Source organism: Microbispora sp. NPDC046973, from assembly GCF_040644495.1.
Lineage (GTDB): Bacteria > Actinomycetota > Actinomycetes > Streptosporangiales > Streptosporangiaceae > Microbispora.
In genome coordinates this window covers 94,817-116,187 of sequence record NZ_JBEYWQ010000018.1, presented here as the reverse complement: position 1 = coordinate 116,187, position 21,371 = coordinate 94,817, and the positions used below count along the sequence as shown (strand labels likewise).

At 70.5% G+C, this 21,371-nt stretch carries 20 protein-coding genes and 1 tRNA gene; 9 read left to right on the top strand and 12 right to left on the bottom strand.

The window, feature by feature from the left end:
• Nucleotides 1-58: 58 nt before the first annotated feature.
• The 5 genes from ABZ860_RS28785 to ABZ860_RS28765 all read right to left on the bottom strand — a co-directional run bounded on the left by ABZ860_RS28785 (nt 59) and on the right by ABZ860_RS28765 (nt 5,890).
• Nucleotides 59-1,606: a DUF11 domain-containing protein gene (locus ABZ860_RS28785; protein ID WP_357225827.1), complete on the bottom strand. Its 1,548-nt coding sequence runs from the start codon at nt 1,604-1,606 to the stop codon at nt 59-61.
• A gap of 165 nt (nt 1,607-1,771) precedes the next feature.
• Nucleotides 1,772-2,170 carry a hypothetical protein gene (locus ABZ860_RS28780; protein WP_357225824.1) on the bottom strand — a complete coding sequence of 133 codons (399 nt, stop codon included), beginning with the start codon at nt 2,168-2,170 and terminating at the stop codon, nt 1,772-1,774.
• The gene (locus ABZ860_RS28775) at nt 2,151-3,188 is read right to left on the bottom strand and encodes an RDD family protein (protein WP_357225822.1); all 1,038 of its coding nucleotides are present in this window, start codon (nt 3,186-3,188) and stop codon (nt 2,151-2,153) included. The genes ABZ860_RS28780 and ABZ860_RS28775 overlap by 20 nt, the downstream gene beginning before the upstream one ends.
• Complete coding sequence (locus tag ABZ860_RS28770) at nt 3,185-3,550, bottom strand: ADP-ribosylation/crystallin J1 (RefSeq protein ID WP_357225821.1); 366 nt, start codon at nt 3,548-3,550, stop codon at nt 3,185-3,187. Before ABZ860_RS28770 ends, ABZ860_RS28775 begins: the two co-directional genes overlap by 4 nt.
• A gap of 93 nt (nt 3,551-3,643) precedes the next feature.
• On the bottom strand, nt 3,644-5,890 hold the full coding sequence (locus tag ABZ860_RS28765) for a tetratricopeptide repeat protein (RefSeq protein ID WP_357225818.1): 2,247 nt from the start codon (nt 5,888-5,890) through the stop codon (nt 3,644-3,646).
• A 164-nt stretch (nt 5,891-6,054) separates the two neighbouring features.
• On the opposite strand from ABZ860_RS28765, the gene ABZ860_RS28760 reads away from it, so the two are divergent.
• Together ABZ860_RS28760 and ABZ860_RS28755 are read left to right on the top strand one after the other, a co-directional pair.
• Entirely contained in the window at nt 6,055-6,510 is a 456-nt protein-coding gene (locus ABZ860_RS28760; protein WP_357225817.1) for a carboxymuconolactone decarboxylase family protein, read from the top strand.
• A 56-nt stretch (nt 6,511-6,566) separates the two neighbouring features.
• Nucleotides 6,567-7,025 carry a DUF1801 domain-containing protein gene (locus ABZ860_RS28755; protein ID WP_357225815.1) on the top strand — a complete coding sequence of 153 codons (459 nt, stop codon included), beginning with the start codon at nt 6,567-6,569 and terminating at the stop codon, nt 7,023-7,025.
• A gap of 119 nt (nt 7,026-7,144) precedes the next feature.
• Here the strand turns inward: ABZ860_RS28755 and ABZ860_RS28750 are convergent, their stop codons facing one another.
• Complete coding sequence (locus ABZ860_RS28750; RefSeq protein WP_357225813.1) at nt 7,145-7,771, bottom strand: hypothetical protein; 627 nt, start codon at nt 7,769-7,771, stop codon at nt 7,145-7,147.
• A 295-nt stretch (nt 7,772-8,066) separates the two neighbouring features.
• On the opposite strand from ABZ860_RS28750, the gene ABZ860_RS28745 reads away from it, so the two are divergent.
• Complete coding sequence (locus ABZ860_RS28745; RefSeq protein WP_357225811.1) at nt 8,067-8,675, top strand: hypothetical protein; 609 nt, start codon at nt 8,067-8,069, stop codon at nt 8,673-8,675.
• Nucleotides 8,676-8,757: 82 nt separating this feature from the next.
• On the top strand, nt 8,758-9,135 hold the full coding sequence (locus ABZ860_RS28740; protein ID WP_357225809.1) for a hypothetical protein: 378 nt from the start codon (nt 8,758-8,760) through the stop codon (nt 9,133-9,135).
• 126 nt (nt 9,136-9,261) lie between these two features.
• Here ABZ860_RS28740 and ABZ860_RS28735 read toward each other — a convergent pair whose 3' ends face one another.
• A complete protein-coding gene (locus ABZ860_RS28735) occupies nt 9,262-9,537 on the bottom strand; it encodes a hypothetical protein (protein WP_357225807.1) in 276 nt (91 codons plus the stop codon).
• Nucleotides 9,538-9,873: 336 nt separating this feature from the next.
• Here ABZ860_RS28735 and ABZ860_RS28730 point away from each other — a divergent pair, with 336 nt between their 5' ends.
• Together ABZ860_RS28730 and ABZ860_RS28725 are read left to right on the top strand one after the other, a co-directional pair.
• Nucleotides 9,874-10,359 (top strand): DUF2975 domain-containing protein, encoded by a 486-nt coding sequence (locus ABZ860_RS28730; protein ID WP_357225804.1) that lies wholly within the window; start codon nt 9,874-9,876, stop codon nt 10,357-10,359.
• Nucleotides 10,359-10,580, top strand: coding sequence for a helix-turn-helix transcriptional regulator (locus tag ABZ860_RS28725; RefSeq protein WP_357225803.1), 222 nt, complete (start codon nt 10,359-10,361; stop codon nt 10,578-10,580). Before ABZ860_RS28730 ends, ABZ860_RS28725 begins: the two co-directional genes overlap by 1 nt.
• Before the next feature lie 357 nt (nt 10,581-10,937).
• Here the strand turns inward: ABZ860_RS28725 and ABZ860_RS28720 are convergent.
• Nucleotides 10,938-11,014: transfer RNA gene (locus ABZ860_RS28720), tRNA-Thr, on the bottom strand.
• 411 nt (nt 11,015-11,425) lie between these two features.
• On the opposite strand from ABZ860_RS28720, the gene ABZ860_RS28715 reads away from it, so the two are divergent.
• From ABZ860_RS28715 to ABZ860_RS28705, 3 genes are all read left to right on the top strand, one after another.
• A complete protein-coding gene (locus ABZ860_RS28715; RefSeq protein ID WP_357225801.1) occupies nt 11,426-12,955 on the top strand; it encodes an alpha/beta hydrolase in 1,530 nt (509 codons plus the stop codon).
• Nucleotides 12,956-13,124: 169 nt separating this feature from the next.
• Nucleotides 13,125-14,735, top strand: coding sequence for an OmpA family protein (locus ABZ860_RS28710; RefSeq protein WP_357225798.1), 1,611 nt, complete (start codon nt 13,125-13,127; stop codon nt 14,733-14,735).
• A 234-nt stretch (nt 14,736-14,969) separates the two neighbouring features.
• Nucleotides 14,970-16,808 (top strand): lectin, encoded by a 1,839-nt coding sequence (locus ABZ860_RS28705; RefSeq protein ID WP_357225797.1) that lies wholly within the window; start codon nt 14,970-14,972, stop codon nt 16,806-16,808.
• A 189-nt stretch (nt 16,809-16,997) separates the two neighbouring features.
• Here ABZ860_RS28705 and ricT read toward each other — a convergent pair whose 3' ends face one another.
• The 4 genes from ricT to ABZ860_RS28685 all read right to left on the bottom strand — a co-directional run bounded on the left by ricT (nt 16,998) and on the right by ABZ860_RS28685 (nt 21,368).
• Nucleotides 16,998-17,849: a regulatory iron-sulfur-containing complex subunit RicT gene (gene ricT, locus ABZ860_RS28700; RefSeq protein WP_357225928.1), complete on the bottom strand. Its 852-nt coding sequence runs from the start codon at nt 17,847-17,849 to the stop codon at nt 16,998-17,000.
• Nucleotides 17,850-17,996: 147 nt separating this feature from the next.
• Nucleotides 17,997-19,601, bottom strand: a complete 1,605-nt coding sequence (locus tag ABZ860_RS28695; RefSeq protein WP_357225794.1) for a hypothetical protein — start codon at nt 19,599-19,601, stop codon at nt 17,997-17,999.
• Nucleotides 19,598-20,110: a SigE family RNA polymerase sigma factor gene (locus tag ABZ860_RS28690; protein WP_260615986.1), complete on the bottom strand. Its 513-nt coding sequence runs from the start codon at nt 20,108-20,110 to the stop codon at nt 19,598-19,600. The genes ABZ860_RS28695 and ABZ860_RS28690 overlap by 4 nt, the downstream gene beginning before the upstream one ends.
• Before the next feature lie 85 nt (nt 20,111-20,195).
• Nucleotides 20,196-21,368, bottom strand: a complete 1,173-nt coding sequence (locus ABZ860_RS28685) for a DNA polymerase III subunit delta' (protein ID WP_357225790.1) — start codon at nt 21,366-21,368, stop codon at nt 20,196-20,198.
• Nucleotides 21,369-21,371: the final 3 nt, after the last annotated feature.

The window sequence follows — 21,371 nt, the reverse complement described above, 5'->3', positions numbered from 1 at the left end:
GTCGTGGCGCGTCTCGGCGACACAACCGTAGTCCCGGCGGCTCCCCGGTCTCAGCAGGTCACTTCTGGGTGCCCTGCTTGCTCCCCGGCGTGCAGTACGGGCAGAACGGCTCGCGCTGTACGCAGACCTTGACCGCGTCGCTGTCGTTGGCCGGGTCGAGGTCGAGCTCCTTGCCGCCGACGGTGGCGGTGTTGACCGTCTCCCCGACCGCGGTGGCCTTCGCGCGGACGATCAGTGTGGCCGTCGCGCCACTGGCCAGCGTCCCGACGGTCCACGTTCCGCCGGCGTACGTGCCGGTCGAGCGCGTGGCCGACAGGAAGGCGAGGTTGGCCGGCAGTGCGTCCTTGACGGCGACGCCGGTGGCGTCGTTGGGCCCGGCGTTGGCGACCGTGACGCGGTAGGTGACGGTCTCACCCACGGTGACCTCGGTCTTGTCCGCGGACTTGACGACGCTCAGGTCGACGGCCGGGTTGACCTGCGTGACGGCGTCACCGCTGGTGGAGTTGAGCGTCTCGGGCTCGGGGCCGAGCCGGTTCTCGTAGGCGACCGCGCCGCTGTTGACGACCTGCCTGCCCGCGACCGACCTGCCGACCTTGACCCGGAACTCCACGGTGGTGCCGTCCGGCAGGGTGGTGTCGTTGGCCAGCCGGCCTCCCGCCGTGCCCGTGGCGCCCTCTCCCAGCCTGAAGGAGATGGCACCGGTGGCGGCGTCGAACTCGGCCTGGTCGTCGCCGGCCTGGTCGGTCTCGGCGCCGCTGCCCGGGCCGCCGACGACGCGGAGCGAACCGGGCACGTAGGTGGTCCCGGCCGGGACCTTGTCGGTGAGCCGGACGTTCTCCGCCACGTCGCCGCCCTTGTTGACGGCGGTCAGCCGGTAGGTGATCTCGGCGCCGACGTCGACCGGCCCCTGCGGGCTCGCCGACTTGGTGACGACGACGCACGCCGGGGTGCCGAAGAAGACGTCGTCGAGGAAGTTGCCGACCGACGCGTTGCCTCCGGCGGCGGAAATGGAGCGGAAGGCGAACCTGGTGGTCGTCTGCCCGGCGGGCACGGTGTAGGTGCCGCGGTAGGTGCCCCACTTCCCGTTGCCGTCGGACATGATCCCCTGCTGGGCGGGGCCCGACGGAGCGCCGATGTCCAGCGCCATCTGGTCGGTGCCGAGACGCCCGCGGTGGGACAGCCGCCAGTACAGCTTCTGACCGGGAGTGGTCGGACGGTCCTGGTAGAGGGTCGAGACCTGGTTGGCGTTCAGCTCCGCGAACTGCGCGCCCTCGACCGCCGGAACGTTCATCCGGGGGCTCCAGACCTCGATCATGTGATCGGTGGCGGTCGTCCGCCAGCCCGGCACCGCGTTCGGGTTGTTCTGCGAGGCGTCGGGCAACGGAGCCCACGTCCCGGCGACGACGGGCTTCTCGAAACCGCCGTTGACCAGTGCCACCTGCTCAGGACACGACGCGGGGTTCGGCGCCGCCGCCCGGGGCGTCACCGTGGCCTCGGTGCGGGCGGACGCGGCGTCGGCCGGGACCGCTCCGGACAGCGTCAGCGGGACAGCCGCGGCCACCAGGGCGGCGACGGGGTAACACATCCTGCGGATGCGCCTCATCATGAACGTCCTCTCGTCGTGGCGATTCACCAGGCCGTGACGACCGGCGCTGGCACCGCAGGGAAGATTCGTCCGACGGGGACGGCAGGTGCGGATCGACACGTGCGGCCGTGCCAACAGTTGGCCGGATCTTGTTGTCTCCCGACCCTGCGCAGGGAAGATCTGGATCTAGGTTGAAGCGCCGCGCGGCCAGAACCGGACCAAGAACTGCTCCCGCGGATCCGCTTCGTCATCGGCCCGCGTGTACACCCGTACGTTCCACAGCCGCTCCGGCTCACCGAGGAGCAGGAACCCGTCCTGCACGCCCGTGTACAGCTGCGTCGCGCAGACTTCTCCGGTCTCCGAGCGGAGGACGCGGGTGACGACGTCCGCCCGCGCCTCGCGCTGATCCCCCGGCTCGTCGTCCCACACTTCGAGCGTGAGGCCCACGAGGTCGTCCTCGGCCGAGAGGCTGAGGCCGCCGTCGTCGGACGGCTCGAAGGGGTCCCAGGAGAACGACACGTCGGCGATGAAGAAGGTCCCGTCGTAGACGTGGACCTCGCAGTCGCTACGGGAGATCGGGGGCATGAGGATCGCCTGTGGTGTGACGGGTGCGTACGACCGCCGCGCCCAGCAGCCGGTCGTGCAGGACCTGCCCCTCGGCGTCCAGGAACGCCGCCAGCCCGCCGGCGAGCAGGAGCACCAGGCCGATGTCGGGAACGACCGCGAGGAAGGGGAAGGCCAGCGTGCGGAGGGCCGCCCTGCCCGCTCCCAGCCGCTCACCCGTCCGCGCGTCGACGACGCGCACGCGCAGCAGCCGCTTGCCGAGCGTCCGCCCCCACAAGGTGTGCTGCGCCCAGAAGTAGAGGAGCAGCGTGAACAGGGCGAGCAGTTCCTCGGGCCGCGCCCTGGCCTCGAGCACATTGCCGAGCCGTCCCAGCAGCCCCTGGCCGAACCAGGTGGGCCAGATGCCGTCCGAGGAGATCAGCGACCAGGCGGGTTCCACGACGAGGCGGAGAGCCGCGACGACGACCAGGTAGTCGGCCAGAGCCGCCACCGGGCGACGCCACGCCGTCCCGGTCGCGGCGGCGACCGGCTCTTCCCCGGCCGCCGTACGCGACGCGGCGTACACCAGCGCCGCCGCCGACAGGAGGCACAGCTGGTTCGATCCCCAGCTGCCGAGCACCGCGCGGAACCAGTCGGCGCTGAGCAGCGGGATCGTCTCGAGGCAGCCCCCCGGCACGGTGTACATCGGGACGAGGGGCTCGACGACGGCGGTCACGACGAGGAGCCCCGCCACCCGCCGGCCGACGACCTCGCGGCCCGTGTCACGTACGTACGCCAGGAGCCCCAGGAGCACGGCCAGAGCGGGAACCGCCCAGCCCTCGGCGGTCTCCACCACCCTCGACAGGTCGTCGCGCAGCGTGGAGAGCGGCCATTCGTCGCCGCTCAGCACGCCCACGCACCCGTGAATCTCGAAGGACCCTTCGCCGTACTGGAGTTCCCACCGCTCCCGCCAGAGTTCCCACGTCGGAACCGCGGCCAGGGCCGCCGCGGCCAGCCAGGCCGGAACGGCATGGCCGGCCCGCAGACGTGGGCGCCTCACGTCCTGTCCAGGTCCGGCCGGAACTCGTGCACCACTTCGATCAGGCCGGAGATGTGCCCGTTGAACTCGTCCAGCTCCTCGGCGGGCACCCACAGTTCGAGGATCGTCTCCCCGCCGACCTGCCGGACCGGATAGCGGGCCAGGAAGTCTTCGGGCAGGTGAAAGCGGGTCACATAGCCGACCCCGTAACGAGGAGCATTCCAGTCACGGGCGATTCTGATCGCGTAGTCCTCGTTGAGCACCGGATAGAAGATCGGCTGCTCGGGCAGCCGCGGCGGCCACGCCCGCCACCCGGACCGCCGAACCAGCTCCAACTCCTCCGGCCCGGTCGGCCGCCACAAGGTCGTCAACTCGTCTGACATGATCATCCTCTCCCGCGACCCCTCAACCTAACCGGCCGGCAGTGGGCAGGCAGCCGAAATGATCAGGCGAAGCGTACGGGGGCCGGGGACGGCTCAGCGGGCAGCGCGCACGATCTCCCGCGCCTCACGGGCGAGCTTCTCGTCGTACGGCCGGCCCAGCCCGCGCGCGAGCTCGATGGTGCGGTCGAGCAGCGCCAGCGCCTCGTCGTAGCGGCCCGCCGCGCGGCACGTCTCGGCGTAGGTGTGCAGGACATCGATCTCCAGCTGCACCTCGGCCAGCGGTTCCAGCAGCTCGAGAGCCCGCCGGTGGTGTTCGAGCGCATCCTCGGGTGAACCCGTGATCCGCAGCGCGACACCGAGATAGTTGTGGCACCACGCCTGGTTGTGCTGGAGATTGTGCTGCTCGGACAGCTTCAACGCGTCCTGCAGCGTTCGCAGTGACTCCGCCGGCTCGTCCGGCGCCAGTGCGAGACCGAGGGTGACCAGCCCGGTGATCCGTGCGGGCCCGTCCGCCAGGGCGACGGACGCCCGGGCGAGTTCGACGGCTTCGCCGCGCCGTCCGAGGCGAAGTGTCACCCATCCGTCGAAGGCCAGCGCCTGGGACTGCCCCATGTGGCGCCCGAGCTTCTCGAACAGGGTGCGCGCCCGCCGGAAGTGCGCCTGTGCCGTTTCGAGGTCACCGAGATCCCGGCGCACGAAGCCGATGCGCAGCGCGAGAGCGGCGGCGATGTCGTCGTCCGGCCCCGACCGCTCGGCCAGTTCGTAGGCGGCGAGCGCCTCGTCGAGGCGTCCGGCGGCGGCGCGGACGTAGCCGAGGTCCGCGAGCAGCGAAGCCCGCTCCTGGTCGCGGCCGAGACGCCCCGCGGCGTCCGCGGCGGCTTCGAGCAGGCGTGCCTGGTCGTCGGTACCGCGGTGCCGGAAGAACCAGACCCGCATGGCCTGCGGCAGCCCGGCCACCACCTCGTCCATGCCGAGGCGCACGGCGGCGTCGAAGCAGGCCACCAGGTTGACGTACTCGTGGTCGAACCAGGCCATGGCCGTCGCCGGATCGCCCGGCGAGGGGTCCGTGCGGTGCGGCGAGGGCAGGGTCCGGTCGTGGGCGACGGCCTGCGCCAGATAGTGCGTCAGGACCCGGCGCAGGGCGGCTTCGGCCCGTGGCTCCTCGTCGGCGGCGATGTCCGCCGCGTACTGCCGGATCAGATCGTGCATCCGGTAGCGCCCGGGTGACGGCTCCTGCACCAGGTGGGCGTCGACCAGCTCCTCCAGCGCGGCGGCGGCCCGGTCGGGCGGCATGTCGGTGAGCGCGCCCGCCACCGCCGCGTCGAAGTCGGCGCCCGGCAGCACGCCCAGCAGCCGGAACATGCGGCGCTGGACCGTGTCGAGCTGCTGCAGCGACATTCCGAAGGCGGAGTCGAAGCGGCTGGGGGTGGCGCGCAGCCGCTCGGCCAGCACGGCCACCGTCCAGCCCGGGCGGTGGCGAAGCCGCGCGCCCGCCATCCGCAGCGCCAGCGGAAGCCCGCCGCACTGCCGCAGCACCTGGCCGACCGCTTCCTCTTCGCTGAGCGAGAGCCCCGCCGCCCGGCCGAACAGGTGCACCGCGTCGTCGTCGGTCAGCGGCTCCAGGGACACCGGCGGCACTCCGTCCAGGCTGACCAGCCGGTGGCGGCTGGTGACCAGGACCGCCGACTTCCCCGCGCCGGGGAGCAGCGGACGCACCTGCTCCGCGTCGACCGCGTTGTCGAGCAACACGAGAACCCGCAGGCGGGACAGCTCCGACCGCCAGAGCGCCGCGCGTTCGGCGGTGCCCGCCGGGGGGTGCGTGACGTCCAGCGCGCCCAGCAGCCGGCCCAGCGCGGCGTGCGGCTCCAGCGGCTCCTGCCCCGGTGTGAAGCCCTGCAGGTCGAGATAGAGCCCGCCGTCCGGATACGCGGGGACGAGCCGATGGGCCACATGCACGGCCAGGCTGGTCTTGCCCACGCCCGCCATGCCGTCGACCGTGGCCGCCCCGGCAGTGCGCAGCAGCTCTTCGACCAGCGCGGACTCCGCTTCCCTGCCCGTGAAGTCGAACAGGTCGGCCGGCAGATCGTTGCGGCGCCGGGCGGGCGCCGCGCCGGCTTCGGCCGCCTCGGCCCACAGCGCGCGCAGTGGCCGGGGATCGCGTCCCACGGCCCGGCACAGCGCCACGACGGCCTCCCACGGCGGCACGAGCTGACCGGTCAGGTAGCGGGACAACGACGAGCTGCTCAGGCCCGTCTGGCGGGCGAGCGCGCGCAGGCTGAGCCCGCTCAGCTCCTTGATCCGCGCGAGCTGAGCCACCAGTCGCTCCTGGGGGCTGGACACGTGCAACACCGTACCCGTCCCGGCCCACACAGACGGATCGGCGATGCGTTTGCGCTGTTCAACCGGCTTCTCCGTGTCCCACGGTGTCCCACGGACCAGGCGGGACCCGGGGTGCCGATGGTCGGATTACTCCTGTCGGAAACACCCGCGTTGAAGGAGAAGCGATGTCGACCGAGCGCATGCCGAACCCGGCGGCTTTGATCCCCGAGGCGATGGAGGCCCTGATGGCGGTCAACAGGGCCGTCGCGGGCGCCGGAGTGGACGGCAGGCTGCTGGCGCTGAGCCACCTGCGGGCCAGCCAGATCAACGGCTGCGCTCCGTGTGTGGCCGGGGGCGTCCACCAGGCCCAGCGGCACGGCGTGACCGCGGACCAGGTGCATGCCGTCGCCGCGTGGCGGGAGACGCCGTGGTTCAGCGACGAGGAGCGCGCCGCGCTGGCCCTGACCGAGGCCGTGACCCGGCTCGCCGACCAGGCGGACCCGGTGCCGGACCAGGTGTGGGACGTCGCCGCCAAGCACTTCGACCAGAAGGAACTGGCCGCACTGCTGCTCAACATCGCGCTCGCCAACGCCTTCAACCGGCTCAACGTGCCGACCCGCCAGCAGGCGGGCGCATGGTGACACCGCCCCCGCCCGCCATCACCCGAAGCCACAGATCACAGAGAGAGGAAGTCCTCATGTCGAACACGACGAAGACCACCACCGCCAAGGGCCAGAAGTACGACGGGTTCACCGAAGAAGAGCGCGACGCGATGAAGGAGCGCGCCAAGGAGCTGAAGACGGGCGCTCGGCGGGGCGCCAAGGCCGACACGGAGAGCGAGGTGCTCGCGAAGATCGCCGAGATGCCGGAGCCCGATCGAGTGATCGCCGAGCGGCTGCACGCCGTAATCAAGGAGAGCGTGCCCGCCCTCACGCCGAAGCTGTGGTACGGCATGCCGGCCTACGCCCGCAACGGCAAGATGATCTGCTTCTTCCAGCCCGCGGCGAAGTTCAAGGCCCGGTACGCGACACTCGGCTTCAGCGACGAGGCGAACCTCGACGAAGGCGCCATGTGGCCGGCCTCGTACGCCCTGACCGAGCTGACCCCCGACGTCGAGGCGAGGATCGCAGCGCTCCTGACGCAGGCGGTGAGCTGAGAGCCGGACGCGCCTCCGTTGCACAAAGCCCTCCCCGGTTTTCGGGAGGGCTTTGTGCGGTGGAGCCGCCCAAGAGATCGAACCCTCGGCTCTCCCTGCTGACTCGTTTCTCGTCCTGCTTACAGCACCCTGCCACGCATGGCGGCGCGGGCGTAGTCGTCCAGGGACGCGCCGATTGTCGGCCGCTGACGCAGGAACTCCCTGACGATGCTCTCGGTCACGTCCAAGTAGGTGATGTGCCAGTGCCCCAGCCCGTGCAGAGCGCTCTCGACGCAGGCGACGTTCTCACTGGACAGCGTCTCCTGCATGACCCCGAGCAGCACTTCGTCGATCCTGCGCGCGACGGGATCACCCGGCCTGCCCCAAGTGGGAAAGACGTCCCACCACATGTAGCAGATGCTATTCAGGGGATTTTTCACTGATTCGCCGTTATCGCCATGACTCAACGCGTTCTGACACCGAGGTTCGAACAACTGGACGTACAACTGCCTGATCGCGGCGGCGCACCGGATTCGCAGGTTCTCGGGCACGGACGGGTTGTACAGTTCGCGGAACAGCTCGGAGTCGCCCGCGAGGAACCACAGGCCGTCCGCGACCTGCTGGGTCGGGTACGTCTCCGCCGCCCGACCGGCAGCGGTGAGGAATTCCGTCAGCGAGAGCACGCTGACGAGAGGATCTTCCGGGAAGTCGCCGCCGTCCCGCAGGACGAACAAGCGCTGCGTCCACGCTTCGGGATCGATCGCCACCTCCCGACTGTCTCACCCCACCGAGGGGCATGCACAGCTGCCGGCCGGTCTTGGCGCCCACGGTGGCGAGGATCAGCCGCCCGACGATAGGCGATAGCCGGTCTTCGACCCGCTCTCGCCACTGGCCGTTTCCATCCTGCTCAAGCCCCCGCCGAGTGACCTCGGCCAGCCGCCCGATGCGGGACGCCGCGGCCGGGGAAGGCTCCGCAAGCGATCTTCAACCGTCGGTAACTCCGCTGAAAGCGGTCCGGCGTACATCCAAGGTGGCACCCGTTCCCGGAAAGGACCCCCTGCGATGACACGCACCATCCGCGCTCTCCTCAGCGTCGCCACCGCTCTCGGAACGGTCGCCGTGACCGTCGCGGTCAGCACCTCCCCCGCGAACGCCGCGGCCTGCGACCCGTCCCGCGTGGCGCCGCCCGGCAGCCTCATCGGCGACCTGTGGCGCTCCAACGGCGGAGAGACAAGCGTCTACGGCTGCCCGGTCACCAAGGAGTACGGCTACGCCGACAAGCGCGGCTCCTACCAGGAGTTCCGCAACGGGAAGATCGTGTGGTCCCCCGGCATCGGCGGCGGCGCCTTGGTCCGCGCATACTACGCAGACGGCAAGGCCGTCTTCCGCTGGAGCGGCCTCGGCCGCGACTGGGACTTCTTCCAGGTCCGCTGGAGCCCCGCCGGCGGCCGGACCACCCAGGTGAAGGTCGGCAGGCTGACTCCGTGGAGCGGCGTGTATTCGGTGGACCCCACCTGCTACTGGGATGGTGGTGAAAACGTCTGCACCACCACCAATGGCCACGGGGGATACGTCAAGGCCTCCTTCATCGTCCAGGGTTGCGACCGCGGCACCTTCGGCTCCGACTGCGGCCCCTGGAGCATCCCCACCTCGGTCAAGGTCCCCCTCTAAACGGCTCGTCTCCAAACCGTATCCCCGCCTGGCGGATGTGTTTCCCGTTATCTCCCGCAGTGCCAATGGAGGGGGTGTTCGAGTGGGCGTGATACTCGCTCCAGCCGACGACGATGTCACCAGTCCGGACGTGAGCTGGTCGTGCACGTGGTTCGGCCACTTCCGAAGGGCACTGGCGGCAGCGGAGGGATTCGACCTCGATTCAATGGCCGGATTCGGTGGTGACGCGCCATGGAACACTGTGGAGACAACTCTCGCCCCTCTACTGAATCACCCGGATGACAGTGGCGACCTGACGGCGGCTGAATGCGCCCAGGTGATACCTCGCCTTACAGAGATCATCTCGTCATGGCGCGATGAGCCGTCGGAGCACTGGCAGGCGTACGCGGAACGGGGACACGACCTCATCGAGGTCTTGCAGGTGTGTGTGCGGCAGGGCGTCTCCCTCATGTTCTGCTGATACATCAATGGAAGAGCTTGACCGGCAGCGCCGTCACGGTCGTCCAGTAGACGGCCCGCCCACGCGGCCGCGAAGACGTGTCCGTTTCTTCCTCACGGCCCGTCGAGCAAAGCCGCACGCTCGAACTCAGAACGGCACTTCGACTCCGGCGTCACGCAAGTGTGCAAGCGCGAAAGAAAGGCACTGCCCCGCGCTGACCCCATCAACCCGAATGCCTCCGCTCAGCGGGCCGCCGCTAACGGCGAACGTCCATGGAGGCAGTCCCTCAGCCAATCTTTCCGCGTCAACCCTGATCATGGCGTTTATGCCCTGTTCGGCTAGCCATTCCAGGATGAGCAGCGCAGCATCTTCGATGCCGCTGTTCTGATCGACCTTCGGCCATCGCCTCTTACGCGCCGTCACGACAGGACACTACCGACAGGCCGAGCAAATGATCAGCCCAAGCGGCGGTCGGATCATCTGTCAGGGGCCTTCGGGGCCGTGGCGCGGGCGGCTCATCACGACCGATCTGGACGGTGGAGACGAGCAGGGCTTCGGCGTAGCCGGGTGGCGTCCGATTGTGTTCAAGCGAGGCCGACTTCGACAAGATCAAGACGGTTCGCGCGAACGCCATGTCATGGGAGGAGGCGGCGGCGTCTCGCCAGGATGCGGAACCGCCGCCCACCCTCCGTCACAAACCCTTGCCTTACCTATCGAGATTCGATAGATTTCCATCGCAACTCGATGGAAGGATGGGCCATGGGAAAGCTGACAGTGCTCGCGCTGCGCGCCGTGCTCGTGGTGGTGCTCGCCGGCACCGTGTTCGTACAGGCATCGATGGTGTGGGCGTTGGCCACCGACCCGGAGGACGGGTCGCTCCCGCTGACCCCACTGCGCGTGATCACAATCCTGGGCATGGTGTCGGTCCAGGTCGCCCTGGTCTGTGTGTTGCGGCTGGTGACGATGGTGCGACGCGGAACCGTGTTCTCCCACGCCGCCTTCCGGTACGTGGACGTCATGATCGGCGCGATCGTGGCCTCTGCCCTCGTGTGGTTCGCGGTCACGGTCCTCAATGCGCCGGGCCAGCGGGACGACCCAGGCGTCACCGTCATCATGGGCGGGGTTGGCGTGGCCATCCTGGGGGTCGCGCTCATCGTGCTCGTGCTGCGGATGCTGCTCGCCCAGGCCGTCGCGCGCGACGCCGAAGCGGCGCAGATGCAGGCCGAGCTGGACGAGGTGATCTGATGCCGATCGCCGTCGACATCGACGTGATGCTGGCCAGGCGGAAGATGTCCGTGGGCGAGCTCGCGGACCGCGTAGGGATCACGCCCGCCAACCTGGCGGTGCTCAAAAACGGCCGCGCCAAGGCGGTGCGCTTCTCGACGCTCGCCGCGCTCTGCGAGGTGCTGCAGTGCCAGCCGGGCGACTTGCTGCGCTGGGAGGCCGAGGACGCCGCGGGCGGATGACGTGCCCCACGATCGGTGCAGGCGCCCGAGCGAGACCGTTCCGGGCGTAGCGGTTTTCAAGAGCACTACCGGTTCTCCGCCCGCATCGGCCCTGACCCGCGGCTCAGTCTCTAGCAGAGGCCCGGCCCGGCGAGATCATCCCGCGCATCGCGGATCACCCAGCAGGGTAGCCCGCAGGTGATCTCCATCCCCTGGTATGGCTCCGAAGCTCCGCCCTATCTCGCGTTCAAGGTCCTCGCCACCTTCGCCCAACCGAGTTGCTGACGCTGGATGGTCCGGGCAGGTAGATCGCCTGAGCGCTGTTAGCAAGGGTGTTGGCAAAAGGCCCTCCCGGGTGGTCCGGGAGGGCCTTTGAAGTGGAGCCGCCTAAGGGAATCGAACCCTTGACCCCTTCATTACGAGTGAAGTGCTCTGGCCGACTGAGCTAAGGCGGCACGCCGCGAACGGCTTCGCACAGTCTACAGGGTCATCGCGGTTCTCGTGCACCGTCGCCGCCGGGAGCGTCGCGCCCTCTGATCGACTCCAGGAGCCCGATGCATTCCACGGAGATCGGTAAAACTTCCCCAGCCACCTACGGAATCTCCCTTTACCCGATGACCAGCGGAAACAGGCATACCAGGCGCATCTGTCACAGGAAAAGCGCCCTGTCTCGCCCCGCGGCGCCCACAAGCCGCCGGACAGCTTTGCCGCCCTCGCCGTAAGGTCGCCGCCCGCCGTCGGCAGGCGGCATGCTGGTCCTCGTCACGCAGGCGACGGCAGGGGAAACGACGGGTATGCGATCGGCCGGACAGAAAGCGAAGGTCACACCGACTCGTACGCGCTACGGCGGCGGTCCGAGCCAGCGGATGGCGATCGCGGCGCTGGCCGCGCTGCTGCCGTTCACGGCGTGTTCCAGCCACGCCCCGACCACCTCCGAGCAGCCGAGCGCAGGCGCGAAGGCACAGCCGGCGGTCGGGGCGCCCACGGCCGAGCTGCGGCCGTTCTACGAGCAGCGGCCCGCGTGGCGGGCATGTGGCGACGGCTTCCAGTGCGCCAAGATCAAGGTGCCCCTCGACTACACGAAGCCCTCCGGCGAGCGCATCGACCTCAGCGTGATCCGCCTGCCGGCCAGCGGCAAGCGCGCCGGCTCCCTGCTCATCAACCCCGGCGGGCCCGGAGGCTCCGGTATCCAGTACGCGCGGGCGGCCCGGTCCGTGGTCAGTGACAAGGTGCGCGCCCAGTTCGACGTCGTGGGGTTCGACCCGCGCGGCGTGGGCGAGTCCACCCCCGTCACGTGCATGACGGCCTCCCAGCTCGACGCGTACATCGGGATGGACTCGAGCCCTGACACGCCGGCGGAGGTCACGGCGCTCGACAAGGAGTCCAAGCTGTTCGCCGACAGCTGCGGAGCCAAGTCGGCCCGTCTGCTCCCCCACGTCGGCACGGCTGACGCGGCCAGGGACATGGACGTCCTGCGCGGCGTCCTCGGCGACCCCGGTCTCACCTATCTCGGCAAGTCGTACGGCACCTACCTCGGCGCGATGTACGCCGACCTGTTCCCCAAGCACGTGCGGGCGCTCGTCCTCGACGGCGCGGTGGACCCGGCCGTGCCGTCGCTGAAGTCCAACGAGGTGCAGGCGAAGGGCTTCGAGGTGGCGCTGAAGGCCTTCGTCGAGGACTGCTTCCTCAACGGCTCCTGCCCCTTCAAGAGCCGTACGGTGGACGGCGCGATGAAGGAGATCAGCGACCTGCTGACGAGGGCCGACCGGCAGCCGCTGAAGAACGACCTCGGCGACGGCCGGGTGGTCAACGAGGCATGGACCGTGATCGGCATCGCCACCCCGCTGTACGAGCGCGCGGCCTGGCCCCGGCTGCGGGGGGCCCTGGGCAAGGCGATCAACGAGGGCGACGGGACGGACCTGCTCAGAATGGCCGACCTGCTGGTCGACCGGCGGTCCGACGGCTCGTACTCGAACCAGACCGAGGCGAACATGGCCGTCAACTGCGTCGACCACCCCTACCCCAAGGCGCTCGACGTCTACCGGAAGGCCGCGGGCGAGGCCGCCAGGACGGCGCCGCACTTCGGGCCGTTCGTGATGTGGGGTTCACTGCCCTGCGCCTACTGGCCAGCGAAGTCCGTCGGCACCGACAAGCCGCTCAAGGCCGCCGGCGCGCCGCCCATCCTCGTCGTCGGCACCCTGCGCGACCCCGCCACGCCGTACGAGTGGGCTCAGGGGCTCGCCTCGGAGCTGACCTCGGGCGTGCTGCTCGGGTACGACGGCGACGGGCACACGGCCTACCGCAGCGGCTCGACGTGCGTGGACAACGCGGTCGACGACTACCTGCTCGCCCTGCGCGCTCCCAAGAACGGCACCGTCTGCCCGAAGACGGGCTGAAGGACGCTCAAGGCCTTCGACGGCGCGGCCCGATGATCGTCACGGTCGTGCCGAAGCCCAGCACGGGATCGGGCACGCCGTCTTCCTCGGCGCGCGGCCGTCATGGCCGTACGCCGCGAGCGGGGCGTTTCGGACGGGCCACCTGTCCAGATCTCTACAATTGCGGCACATGGCTTACCGGTGGCGATCACGCGAGCTGACCGTTCCAGTGACCATGGTCGCGGTCCTGACGGTGTCCGGATGCGGGGTGTTCGGCGGTTCCCGGGCTGCTCCCTCCGAAGGCGCCTCGCCGGCCCGGCCGCGGCCGTCCGTCACGTCCGCGGCGGCCTCTCTGGCCAAGGAGGGGTGGTTCGGTCCCACCGGCCCCCTGCACGCGCGGGTGGAGATGCGCGGGGTGGAGCGGTTGGCCGGCAGGTCCGTCCTCCGTTTCACGGTCACCTCGCTGGAGGACGAGGCGCGCCACACCGGGAACTCGTTCGGGACGGCGGCCGGCGACTTCGGCAGCTACCGCATCCCTCTCATCGATCCGGTCGGCGGCAAGGTCTACCACCCTCTGACCGACCAGGTGGGGACGCTGGGCAGCAAACCCGGGTACTACCAGCCCGGCGTGCGCTACGAGACCGTCGTCTACTACCCGCCGATCCCGGCGGACGTCCGCACGGTCACCGCGATCACGGCGGGTACGGCGGGCGAGTTCACCGGCGTGCCCGTGGTGGACGGGACCGGTGCCGGCGGCCCCCTCTCGCCGACGGCCGCCCCCGGCGCCACGCCCGCGCCGGGCACCACGGTGTCCTGGCCGCTGCGGGAACCGGCCGGGCAGGTCACCAGCACCGTCCAGGACCTGTACGGCATCACCGAGGGTGTGGAGAAGACGACCATCGCGAGCGGCGGCGACGAGACCGTGGGCCTGCGCACCGACGTGCTGTTCGCCTTCGACTCGGACAGGCTCACGGCACGGGCCAGGGCCGTGCTCGACGACGTCGCGGAGGAGACCCGGGAGAAGGCCGATCCGGGCAGGCCTCCCGTCCTCGTCGAGGGCCACACCGACGGCAAGGGCACGCACGCGTACAACATGGCCCTGTCCCTGCGGCGCGCGGAGGCCGTACGCAAGGAGTTGCAGGCGCGCCTCGGCGGGGCGTACCGATACCGCGCGACGGGCAGGGGCGAGACCGAGCCCGTGGCCCGCGAGGGCGGGGCGGACGACGAGGAGGCGCGCGCCAGGAACCGGCGCGTCGAGATCTCCTACCGGATCAAGCAGCCGACCGGCGGGCCCATGGCCTCGCAAGCCGCCGGGACCCATTCCGACGAGACCGCGACAGGCGGGGGGCGGCCGGCCCCGTTCCACGCGGACGACGGCGCGACCGTCGCCAGCCGGACCACCACCAGGCAGCCGTCCGGGCAGCGCCTCCGCCTCGACGTGAAGCCCTTCTACCGCGACGGCGCCTACCTCGTCGCGGTGTTCGACATCGTCAACCTCGGGCCCGGGGACCTCGGCGCGGGGACCGGATACGGCGGGGACGTCGCCTACATCGGCGGGTGGTACACCGGCTTCTCGGTCGTCGATCCCGCCTCGCAGACCGTCTATCGCGCCGTACGGATGGGACCGGACGACCCGCGGGGCCCTGACGACTACGTGGACCCGGGCTGGGCGACGTTCAACGTCAAGCCGAGCACGGGCAACCGCGGCTTCTTCTACGTGCCGACGCCGCCGCCGGGCGTCACGAGCGTGACCTTCGACGCCGGCCCCTTCGGCAGGATCGACCACGTGCCCGTACGTTAACCGGACCAGAACTGAAAGTTTCATGCGCGGTCGCCCCTTAGGGGAGCTCCGAAACCCAGTTCGGCCCAGTGACCGGGCTGCCGGCCGCCACATCGGACAGGCCCGGCACCTTGACCGTCCCGCGCGCATGAGGTTGGCTCCGCCGCATGACCGCGGTCGCGATCCGTGGTTTGTTAACGCTCACATTAAATTTCGAAGCGCGCGCGGAGAGCGACACCACCTCAGGAGGCGCATGTGAGATTCGCTTTTTCGCCGTCCAGACGCGCAGTCGCCTGGATCGTGGGCCTGCTGTGCATGCTGGCGTTGCTCCCGGCGGGGATGGCCAGGGCGGACAACCCGATCATCCAGACCATCTACACCGCCGACCCGGCGCCGCTGGTCTACAACGGCCGGGTCTACCTCTACACCGGGCACGACGAGGACGGCTCGACGTACTTCACCATGAAGGACTGGCGGGTCTGGTCGTCGGCGGACATGGTGAACTGGACCGACCACGGCTCCCCGCTCAGCGTCGCCAGCTTCAGCTGGGCGAAATCCGACGCCTGGGCGGGACAGGCCGTCTACCGCAACGGCAAGTTCTACTGGTACGTCCCCACGACCAACCGCGCGACCGGCAGGATGGCCATCGGCGTGGCCGTCTCCGACAGCCCCACCGGGCCCTTCAAGGACGCCCTGGGACACCCGCTGGTCGAAAACGGCGAGATCGACCCCACCGTCTACATTGACGACAACGGGCAGGCCTACCTGTACTGGGGCAACCCGAACCTGTGGTACGTCAAGCTCAACGCCGACATGACCTCCTACTCCGGCAGCCCCACCAAGGTCGCCTTGACCACCGCCGGGTTCGGCACCCGCACCGGCGACGCCAACCGGCCGACGCTGTTCGAAGAAGGCCCCTGGTTCTACAAGCGGGGCAGCCTGTACTACATGGTGTTCGCGGCCAAGTGCTGCTCGGAGTTCATCGCCTACTCGACATCCTCCAGCCCGACCGGGCCGTGGACCTATCGCGGCACGATCATGTCGACGCAGGGCAGCAGCTTCACCAACCACCCGGGGATCGTCGACTTCAACGGCAATTCGTACTTCTTCTACCACAACGGCGCGTTGCCGGGCGGTGGCGGTTACACCCGTTCGGTCGCCGTGGAGAAGTTCACCTACAACGCCGACGGCACGATCCCCACGATCAACATGACCACCACCGGGGCGCCCCAGGTCGGCACGTTGAACCCGTACGTGCGTCAGGAGGCCGAGACCATCGCCTGGGAGTCCGGCGTGGAGACCGAGCCGTCCAGCGAGGGCGGCATGAACGTCGGGTTCATCGAGAACGGCGACTACATCAAGGTCAAGGGTGTCGACTTCGGCACCGGCGCCACGTCCTACAGCGCACGGGTGGCCTCGGGCGCCAGTGGCGGAAAGATCGAGCTGCGGCGCGACAGCGCCACCGGCACGCTCATGGGCACCTGCGACGTGCCGGGCACCGGCGGCTGGCAGAGCTGGACGACCGTCTCCTGCCCGGTCACCGGCGCGAGCGGCACCCACGACCTGTACCTCAGGTTCACCGGCGGCAGCGGCTACCTGATGAACGTGAACTGGTGGCAGTTCAGCGGCAGCGGGCCGACCACCAGCCCCTCCCCCACGCCCCCGGCGTCCCCCTCGGCGTCCCCCTCGCCGACGGGCACTCCGCAGGCGGCGAACGCGATCCGGGGTACGGGCTCGGGCCGGTGCCTGGACGTCAGCGGGGCGTCACAGGCCAACGGCGCCCAGGCGCAGATCTGGGACTGCAACGGCCAGCCCAACCAGCAGTGGACCTCCACCAGCGCCGGTGAGCTGCGTGTCTACGGCAACAAGTGCCTCGACGTGAACGGCGGCGCCACGGCCGACGGCACCAGCGTGATCATCTGGGACTGCAACGGGCAGAACAACCAGAAGTGGCGCTTCAACTCCGACGGGAGCGTCACCGCCGTCGGCGCGAACAAGTGCCTCGACGTGTACAACAGCGGCACCGCCAACGGCAGCAAGGTCATCATCTGGACCTGCAACGGCCAGAACAACCAGAAGTGGACCCGCACCTGACGCTATCCCCGTCACCCCGGCCGCCGCGGTGAAGACACCGTGACGGCCGGTGGTGCGGCGATCGAGGGCCAAACGACCAACCAGGTGAGGGGCGGCGCGCCGAGCGTCGTCCCTCACCTGTATGAGCCCCTGATTCCGGCACCGCGCAGCCACGCGGAGGCCGTCGCGCGCCCGTGCGCCCGGCGGTCGCTACTCCTCGGGATCGCTCACGGCCACCGCCTGGGCGTCGCCGTACATCGCGTCATGCTGCTTGCGCGGGGCGCAGACGCTGGCCTTGGAGCAGGCGCAGCGGCGGCCGCCCTCGTTGAGGCGGACGATGACCGAGTCGGACGGCACGTTGTGCCCCACCACCGTGCCCGGGCCCTGGGGGGTGTCCACCGCCAGGCCCGTGCGCGGCGCCGACGCCCGGAACTCCTGATAGAGCGGGTGCTCATACTTCAGGCAGCACATCAGCCGGCCGCAGGCGCCCGCGATCCTGAGCGGGTTGACCGGGAGGTCCTGGTCCTTGGCCATCCGCACCGAGACCGGCTCGAAGTCCTTGAGGAACGTCGCGCAGCACAGGTCGCGTCCGCAGGGACCGATGCCGCCCTGGAGCCTCGCCTCGTCACGCGGGCCGATCTGCCGCAGCTCGACCCGGGCACGCAAGTTGCGGGCCAGGTCGCGCACGAGCGCACGGAAGTCGACCCGGTGCGGCGCGGAGAAGTAGACGGTGTAGACGTTGTCGGCGTCCAGGTAGTCGACGCCGACCACCTTCATCGGCAGCTCGTGCCGTTTGATCAGGCGCTTGGACACACTGCGGGCCTCCGCCCTCCGGCGGCGGTTAATCTCGTCGCGGGCCAGGTGCTCCTCGGCCGCGATGCCCTGACAGACGGGCAGGCCCTCGACGTCCTCGCTCACGTACTGCGGCGCCCACACGCACTCGGCGACCTCCGGGCCCGAGTCCGTCGGCACGAGCACCTTGTCGCCCACCTTGGGAGAGTGGCCGCCCGGATCGAGGTAGTAGAGCCGTCCGTAGCGAGTGAAGCTCACCGCCATCATCATGCCCAAGCGCCGGCCCTCCTCGATCGCGTACGGCTAACGCGTCCGAACCCACCATACGTGCCCCACGGCACCGGCAATCATCATCTGTGGACAACCTCGGGCGGACCGGGAGGCCCGGCCCGCCCGAGGACGGCTCCTACAGGTCGCCTACCAGGCCGCCGTCCGCGCGACGTCGCCGTCATCCGTGAACAGCGCGCGATACCCGGATTCCGTCACCTGCCCCGTCTCCCCCGGCCCGGCCACCAGCACGAACCGCCCGGTGCCGTCCACGTCGACGCGCTCGAAGGGAGGCCGTCCCTCCTCACGGCGATAGAGGGTCCGCACGGCCCGCCCGGTGCCGACGTCGTACGCCACGATCTCGGCGACAGCCCCCGCGAGCTTGGTCACTCCCCGCACCTGTTCCAGCTTGCTCCAGCCCACCGTGGCCAGGACACGTCCTCCATCCGGCGTGAGGGCGACGTCATAGACCCCGTCCGTCGTCGGGTCGGACGACCCTCCGAGCCTGATCGAACGCGCGTCGTCGAGGCCGCCGGGGGTTCCGGTGTCGAGCACCCACACCGTGCGGGAGGCCGAGCACTCCCAGGAGACCCTCGTCGCCCGTTCGCCGGGGGGAGGCGTCGTGTCCGAGGCCGGGCGCTCCGCCGGTTGGGCCGGCAGCAGGCAGGTCCACCCCTTGGGCAGCGGCGGAGGGGCGGACTCGGCCGGCGACGCCACGAACCGCTCTCGCGGCGCGGGCACCGCCGCCGAATCAGCGGGGAACGGCGTCCCGGATTCTGCCGGAGTCACAAGCGACTCCCGCAGGACGTCGCCGCCGTCCTGCGGGAGAGCCGATGCCACGGTGGCGGCAGGCCTCGGGGTCGCCTCCGGCGTGACTTCCGGCTCCCCGGTCACCGGCGGCTCCCCGGTCACCGGCGGCTCCGCGGTAACCGGCGGCTCCGCGCTGACCGGCGGCTCCGCGGGCGCTTCCGGCTTCGGGGGCGCTTCCGCCGGGACGGCCTCCGCCGACGTACCCCAGACCGCGCCCGCCCGGCGGAACACGAGCGTACGGCCGTCCTCGCTCATCGAGACGTCCTCGACGGCCGACGTGCGCGCGGACGTCCAGGTACGGCTGTCGCCGGTCGCCGTGTCCGTGACGACCAGGGAGACCCCCGTGCCGCCCGGCGTGCAGGAGGCCAGCCCGTAGGCGAGCGTGGAGCCGTCCCCGTTCACCGCGAGCGAGGTGACGGCGGCGCCCTCGGGCGGCGTGAACGGAAGCGTGCGGATCGCGCCGATCTCCCCGCTGTCGTCGAGACTGAAGCGGTAGAAGCGGGACCGGCACGTGTCCTGCTCGCTCACCGCGTAGAAGAGCCGGTTGTCCCGGGCGGCCTGCACCTGGGTGAACCGCTCGCCCTCCGGTCTCGGCACCGCGGCCGTCACGTGGCCGTCGGCGACGCTCCTGACCGCCATGTCCCCGGAGCGGATCTCCACGAGGAAGGACGGCTCGGCGGCAGGGCCCGCCGTCGTGCCGGCGGCGGTGTCCATGGTTCCGCCGCCGTGGCGCGCGATGGCCGCCCCGCCCGCGACCGCGACCGTCACGGCGGCCGCCGCCGCGACCGGAATCAGCCAGGCCCTGCCTCGCGCGGAGCCCGCCGTACGCGTGCGGGCGCCGCGCCGGGCAGGACCGACGGCCGGGTCGAACGGCGGGACGGCCTCGACCGTCTCCCCCACCGCGTGGGCGGCGTCCTGCAACCGGCGGATGACGTCGTCGTTCATCGGGTCTCTCCCAGGAGGCGGCCGAGCGCGTCGAGCGCCCGGGAGGTGGTGGACTTCACGGTGCCCCGGCTGATCTTCATGACCCGGGCCGTCTCCTCTTCGGACAGCTCGGCGTAGTAGCGCAGGACCAGGGCCTCCCGCTGGCGCCGGGGCAGGCGGTGGAGGGCCTCCATGACCTCCCGCCGCTCCGCGCCGAGGATCGCGGCCGACTCGGCCGACCAGACGGGCGGGTCGTACGTGCCGGCGAACCAGGACGGCAGCCGCCGCCTGCGCAGCACGGAGCGCGCGTTGTTCAGCACCGCGGCGCGCACGTAGACGAGCGCCTTGTCCCGGTCGCGCAGGCCGTCGAAGCGCCGGTGCAGGCCGAGAAACGCCTCCTGCACCACGTCCTCGGCGCTCTCCCGGTCGCCGACCATGATCAGGGCCAGCCGGGTGAGGCCGAGGGCGTGCTCGGCGTAGAGCCCGCTGATCGTGTCGTCGGCGCCCGCCGACAGAGGCGGGACGCTCACGGGCCCCCCGGATTGCTGATCGAGATCGAGCGTTTCGGCCTTCATGTACCAGAGACGCCGTACGCCCGCCGGGGTTGCTTGCGTCCTATGCGGGCGAGCGGAGCGCGAGGGTCATGGCCTCGACCGCGATCTGCGGGTTCACGTTGGCCGCCAGCCGCTCCCGGCACTTCATGATCGCGTCCGTACGGCGGAGCGTCTGCTCGGGAGTGGACGCGCGCGCGACGGCCTCCACCTCATGCCTGCGGTCCTCGTTGGCCAACTCGACCGAGGCCCCGAACTGCACGGCCAGCACGTCGCGGTAGAACGCCACGAGTTCGAGCAGCGCGAGGTCGAGGGAGTCGCGCTTGATCCGGGTCGCCCGCGACTTCTGCATGGTCTCGAGTTCCTTGAGCGCTCCCGCGCCGCCCCGCACGAGGCCCTTGTTGAGCCCCTTGCCGGAGGAGCCCTCGCCGTAGACCTTGCGCAGCTCGGCGGTCTCGGCCTCGTTCAGCGCTGTCGTGGCCGCGTCGGCGTCCTCGGTGGAGGTCTTCACCAGCCGCTCGGCGGCGGTGATGCACTCCGCCACACCGGTCAGCGACCGGGGGATCGACAGCACGTCGTCGCGCCGGCGCCGCGTCTCCTCGTCCAGCGCGAGCCGCCGCGCCCGGCCGATGTCCCCCTGAGCCGCCCGCGCGGCGTCGAGCGCCACGTCGTGGGACACCCCGTCGCGGGTCACCAGCACGTTCGCGACCGCCTCGGTGGAGGGCGTGCCCAGCGTCACGACCCGGCAGCGCGAGCGGATAGTGATGATCATGTCGTCCGGGGAGGGCGCGCACAGCAGCCACACGGTCCGCGGCGGCGGCTCCTCGATGGCCTTGAGCAGCGCGTTGGCCGCCGCCTCCGTCACCCGGTCGGCGTCCTCGAACAGCACGATCCGCCAGCGGCCGAGCGTGGGCGCCCCCGCCGCCTTGAGCACGAGCTCGCGCGTCTGCCGCACGCTGTACGACAGGCCCTCGGGCCGGACGAACGTGACGTCCGGGTGGGAGCCGACCTCGACCTGATGGCAGTCGTCGCAGTGGCCGCACCCCTGGTCGGGGCAGAGCAGCGAGGCCGCGAACGCCGTGGCGGCCGCGGACCGCAGGGCCGGCCCGGTGAACAGCCAGGCGTGGGTCATGCCCGCGCCGCGGCCTCCGGCGACGGCCTCCGCGGCGGCCGACGCGGCCCGCCGCATCACGTCGATCGCCCGGTCCTGCCCGATCAGATCCCCGAAAACGGTCATGTG

Excerpts from the sequence above, each read along its gene's own strand:
- ABZ860_RS28755 (WP_357225815.1), top strand. The coding sequence starts at position 6,567 with ATGTCGAACACGACGAAGACCACCACCGCCAAGGGCCAGAAGTACGAC.
- ABZ860_RS28685 (WP_357225790.1), bottom strand. The coding sequence starts at position 21,368 with ATGACCGTTTTCGGGGATCTGATCGGGCAGGACCGGGCGATCGACGTG.
- ABZ860_RS28785 (WP_357225827.1), bottom strand. The coding sequence starts at position 1,606 with ATGATGAGGCGCATCCGCAGGATGTGTTACCCCGTCGCCGCCCTGGTG.
- ABZ860_RS28710 (WP_357225798.1), top strand. The coding sequence starts at position 13,125 with ATGGCTTACCGGTGGCGATCACGCGAGCTGACCGTTCCAGTGACCATG.
- ricT (WP_357225928.1), bottom strand. The coding sequence starts at position 17,849 with ATGATGATGGCGGTGAGCTTCACTCGCTACGGACGGCTCTACTACCTC.
- ABZ860_RS28715 (WP_357225801.1), top strand. The coding sequence starts at position 11,426 with ATGGCGATCGCGGCGCTGGCCGCGCTGCTGCCGTTCACGGCGTGTTCC.
- ABZ860_RS28780 (WP_357225824.1), bottom strand. The coding sequence starts at position 2,170 with ATGCCCCCGATCTCCCGTAGCGACTGCGAGGTCCACGTCTACGACGGG.
- ABZ860_RS28725 (WP_357225803.1), top strand. The coding sequence starts at position 10,359 with ATGCCGATCGCCGTCGACATCGACGTGATGCTGGCCAGGCGGAAGATG.
- ABZ860_RS28770 (WP_357225821.1), bottom strand. The coding sequence starts at position 3,550 with ATGTCAGACGAGTTGACGACCTTGTGGCGGCCGACCGGGCCGGAGGAG.
- ABZ860_RS28760 (WP_357225817.1), top strand. The coding sequence starts at position 6,055 with ATGTCGACCGAGCGCATGCCGAACCCGGCGGCTTTGATCCCCGAGGCG.
- ABZ860_RS28695 (WP_357225794.1), bottom strand. The coding sequence starts at position 19,601 with ATGAACGACGACGTCATCCGCCGGTTGCAGGACGCCGCCCACGCGGTG.
- ABZ860_RS28745 (WP_357225811.1), top strand. The coding sequence starts at position 8,067 with ATGACACGCACCATCCGCGCTCTCCTCAGCGTCGCCACCGCTCTCGGA.
- ABZ860_RS28730 (WP_357225804.1), top strand. The coding sequence starts at position 9,874 with ATGGGAAAGCTGACAGTGCTCGCGCTGCGCGCCGTGCTCGTGGTGGTG.